This is a genomic window from Ruegeria sp. K5, assembly GCF_056531805.1.
The window spans coordinates 1-4,468 of the sequence record NZ_JBQFML010000026.1; the positions used below are offsets into that span (position 1 = coordinate 1).

The 4,468-nt window shown below is 63.1% G+C and carries 3 protein-coding genes; all 3 read left to right on the forward strand.

From position 1 onward, the window contains the following. A partial coding sequence (gene gcvT / locus ACR0MO_RS21555; protein WP_480893286.1) for a glycine cleavage system aminomethyltransferase GcvT occupies positions 1 to 1,084 on the forward strand: 1,084 nt, incomplete at its 5' end. An 18-nt stretch (positions 1,085 to 1,102) separates the two neighbouring features. Beyond that, on the forward strand, positions 1,103 to 1,468 hold the full coding sequence (gene gcvH, locus ACR0MO_RS21560) for a glycine cleavage system protein GcvH (protein WP_170456856.1): 366 nt from the start codon (positions 1,103 to 1,105) through the stop codon (positions 1,466 to 1,468). A 110-nt stretch (positions 1,469 to 1,578) separates the two neighbouring features. Then, positions 1,579 to 4,434: an aminomethyl-transferring glycine dehydrogenase gene (gene gcvP / locus ACR0MO_RS21565; RefSeq protein ID WP_480893288.1), complete on the forward strand. Its 2,856-nt coding sequence runs from the start codon at positions 1,579 to 1,581 to the stop codon at positions 4,432 to 4,434. Positions 4,435 to 4,468: the final 34 nt, after the last annotated feature.

The following is a 4,468-nucleotide window of genomic DNA, read 5'->3' on the forward strand; positions in this document are numbered from 1 at the left end:
GAAACGCACGCCCTTGTACGCCTTGCACGTTGAGTTGGGAGGTAAGCTGGTTGATTTTGCGGGCTGGGAGATGCCTGTTCAGTATCCGATGGGGATTATGGGGGAACATAAGCAGTGCCGTGAGAAGGCGGCGGTGTTTGATGTGTCTCATATGGGTCAGGTGATCCTGCGCGGTGAGAATGTGGGCGAGAAGCTGGAGGCGATCTGCCCGCAGGCCTATGCGACCTTGAAAGAAGGCAAGGCGCGGTACGGGTTTTTCACCAATGCCGAAGGCGGGATCATGGACGATCTGATCGTGTCGAACGCGGGGGATCATTTCTTTGTGGTGGTGAACGCGGCGCTGCGGCATCAGGACATTCCGCATATGAAGGCGAACCTCGAAGGCGTAGACGTGACCGAGATCTTCGACCGGGCGCTGGTGGCGGTGCAAGGCCCCAAGGCCGAGGATGTTGTGGGGGAACTCTGCCCTGCGGCGCGGGATCTGAAGTTCATGGAAACCACCGTGGCCGACATTATGGGCACCGAATGCCGCATCTCGCGGCTGGGCTATACCGGCGAGGACGGGTATGAGATCTCGATCCCCGAGGACAAGGCGATCGAGATCACCAAGGCCTTTCTGGCGCATGAAGATTGCGAACCGGCCGGTCTGGGCGCGCGCGACAGCCTGCGGCTGGAGGCGGGGCTGTGCCTTTATGGCAATGACATCGATCAGAGCACCTCACCCATCGAGGCCAGCCTTGGCTGGGCAATCCAGAAGCGCCGCAAGGAAGAGGGCGGGTTCCCGGGTGCCGAGCGTGTCCAACGCGAACTGGCCGAGGGTGCCGCCCGCAAGCTGGTGGGCATCAAGCCCGATGGCCGCGCCCCGGCGCGTCAGGGCGTGGAAATCCAGTGCAGCAATGGCAACACCATCGGTCAGATCACCTCGGGCAGCTTTGGCCCCACGGTGGGTGGCCCGGTGGCGATGGGCTACGTGTCCGCCGGTCACGGTGAGCCGGGAGAGAAGGTGAACCTGATCATCCGGGGCAAGGCGCAACCGGCGCAGATCGTGGCGCTGCCCTTTGTCACCCAGAATTACAAGCGTTGAAGTCAGGAGAGAGACAGCATGGCAACCTATTATTCCGAAGAGCATGAATGGCTGACCGTCGAAGGGGACGTGGCCACTCTGGGCATCACCAAACATGCCGCCGAGCAGCTGGGCGAAGTGGTCTTTGTCGAGCAGCAGGAAGTGGGTGACGAGTTCGAGAAGGACGGCGAGATCGGCGTGATCGAATCCGTCAAGGCGGCCTCGGAACTCTACGCCCCGGTGGATGGCGAGATTGTCGAGGTCAACGAGGCGCTGGCCGACAACCCCGGCGCGCTGAACGAAGACCCCGAGGGCGAGGCCTGGATCTACAAGGTCAAGATCGCGGACGCGTCGCAGCTTGAGGATCTGATGGACGAAGCCGGCTACAAAGCCTTCATCGGCTAAGAAATCACGGCGGATCCTTGCGGGGGTCCGTCCTTCATCTGGCTAAAAATATCCCCGCCGGAGGCATCCGCCACAGCGGCCGGGCGAGACATTCCCTGAGGAGCGCAACGATGGCCTTCAAACTGACCGATTACGAAGCCTATGACTTCGCCAACCGCCGCCATATCGGGCCCAGCCCGACCGAGATGCGCGACATGCTCAAGGTGATTGGCTTCAAGACGCTGGACGAGCTGATCGACGCCACCGTCCCGCCTGCGATCCGGCAGAAGGAGCCGCTGGACTGGGGTCCGGCGATGACCGAACGCGATGCTTTGTTCCACATGAAAGAGGTGGCGAGCAAGAACACCGTTCTGACCTCGCTGATCGGTCAGGGCTATTATGGCACCACCACGCCCGCGCCGATCCTGCGCAACATCCTGGAAAACCCGGCCTGGTACACCGCCTATACGCCCTATCAGCCCGAGATCAGCCAGGGCCGTCTTGAGGCGCTGTTGAACTTCCAGACCATGGTCAGCGACCTGACCGGGCTCGATGTGGCCAACGCGTCCTTGCTGGACGAAGCCACAGCCGCAGCCGAAGCCATGGCGATGGCCAAGCGCGGCGGGCGGTCGAAAGCCAATAACGCGGCTTTCTTCGTCGACAAGAACTGCCACCCGCAGACCATCGCGGTGATCAAAACCCGCGCCGAGCCTCTGGGCATCGACGTGCAGGTGGCCGATCCGGACACGCTGGACGCGGGCGCCGTCTTTGGCGCGATCTTCCAGTACCCGGGCACCCATGGTCACGTGCGCGACTTCACATCGGAAATCGCGGCGCTGCACGAACATAAAGCCATCGCCATTGTCGCCGCCGACATCCTGTCGCTGGCGCTGCTGAAATCCCCCGGTGAGATGGGCGCGGATATTGCCATCGGCTCGACCCAGCGCTTTGGCGTGCCGATGGGCTATGGCGGCCCGCATGCCGCTTACATGGCGACCACCGACAAGCTGAAACGCTCGATGCCGGGCCGGATCATCGGTGTCAGCATCGACAGCCGCGGCAACAAGGCCTACCGGCTGTCGCTGCAGACCCGCGAGCAACACATTCGGCGCGAGAAGGCGAACTCGAATGTCTGCACCGCGCAGGCGCTGCTGGCGGTGATTGCCTCGATGTATGCGGTCTATCACGGCCCCGACGGCATCAAGGCCATCGCGCAATCGGTGCACCGCAAGACCTCGCGCCTGGCCGCCGGTCTGGAAGAGGCGGGCTTTGCCGTTGAACCCGAGGTGTTCTTTGATACCATCACGGTTGAGGTCGGCCACCTGCAGACAACGGTGATGGAGGCCGCCGTGGCGCGCGGCGTCAACCTGCGCAAGGTCGGCGAGACCAGGGTTGGCATCAGCCTGGACGAACAGACCCGCCCCGAGACCATCGAGGCCGTCTGGGGTGCCTTCGGCATCGACCGCACCGATGACAGCTCGAACGTCGCTTACCGCCTGCCCGATTACGCGCTGCGGGAAAGCGAATACCTGACCCACCCGATCTTCCACCAGAACCGGGCCGAGGCCGAGATCACCCGCTATATGCGCCGTCTGGCCGACCGCGATCTGGCGCTGGACCGGGCGATGATCCCGCTGGGGTCCTGCACCATGAAGCTGAACGCCACGATCGAGATGATCCCGGTCACCTGGCCCGAGTTCGGCAACCTGCACCCGTTCTGCCCCGAAGATCAGGCGCAGGGCTATCACGAGATGATCGCCGATCTGAACGACAAGCTGTGCCAGATCACCGGCTATGACGCGATCAGCCAACAGCCCAACTCGGGCGCGCAGGGCGAATATGCGGGTCTCTTGACCATCCGCAACTACCACTTCGCCCGTGGCGAAGGGCAGCGCAATGTCTGCCTGATCCCGACCTCGGCCCATGGCACCAACCCGGCCTCGGCCCAGATGGTGGGCTGGCAGGTTGTGCCGGTGCAGGCGGATGAGAACGGCAATATCGACCTGAATGACTTCCGCGCCAAGGCGGAAAAGCATTCGGATAACCTCGCTGCCTGCATGATCACCTATCCGTCCACCCATGGCGTCTTTGAGACCACCGTGCAGGAGGTCTGCCAGATCACCCATGACCATGGCGGTCAGGTCTATATCGACGGGGCCAACATGAATGCCATGGTCGGCCTGTCGCGTCCGGGAGACATTGGCGGCGATGTCAGCCACCTGAACCTGCACAAGACCTTCTGCATCCCCCATGGCGGCGGCGGCCCCGGCATGGGTCCGATCGGCGTCAAGGCGCATCTGACCGAACACCTGCCCGGCCACCCGGAATACGGCACCGCCGTGGGTCCGGTCTCGGCGGCGCCCTTTGGCTCGCCGTCCATTCTGCCGGTCTCGTGGGCCTATGTGCTGCTGATGGGCGGTGCCGGTCTGACGCAGGCGACCAAAGTGGCGATCCTGAACGCCAACTATATCGCGGCGCGTCTGAAGGAGGCCTATCCGATCCTCTACACCTCGGAAACAGGCCGGGTGGCGCATGAATGCATCCTCGACACCCGTCCCCTGGACGAGGCGGCGCATGTCAGCGTTGACGACATCGCCAAACGTCTGGTCGATTCAGGCTTCCACGCCCCCACCATGAGCTGGCCGGTGGCCGGAACCCTGATGGTGGAGCCCACGGAATCGGAACCCATGGCCGAGCTCGACCGCTTCTGCGACGCCATGCTCTCGATCCGAGCGGAAGCGCAGGACATCATCGACGGCAAGATCGACGCCGACAACAACCCGCTGAAAAACGCCCCCCACACGGTGCGCGATCTGGTCGGAGACTGGGACCGCCCCTATAGCCGCGAACAGGCCTGCTTCCCCCCGGGCTCCATGGGCGTCGACAAATACTGGTCCCCCGTCAACCGCGTCGACAACGCATACGGAGACCGAAACCTCGTCTGCACATGCCCCCCAATGGACGCATACAAAGACGCAGCTGAATAACAACAAAACCCCCCGCCACAAAAAGGCGGGGGGT

Excerpts from the sequence above, each read along its gene's own strand:
- gcvH (WP_170456856.1), top strand. The coding sequence starts at position 1,103 with ATGGCAACCTATTATTCCGAAGAGCATGAATGGCTGACCGTCGAAGGG.
- gcvP (WP_480893288.1), top strand. The coding sequence starts at position 1,579 with ATGGCCTTCAAACTGACCGATTACGAAGCCTATGACTTCGCCAACCGC.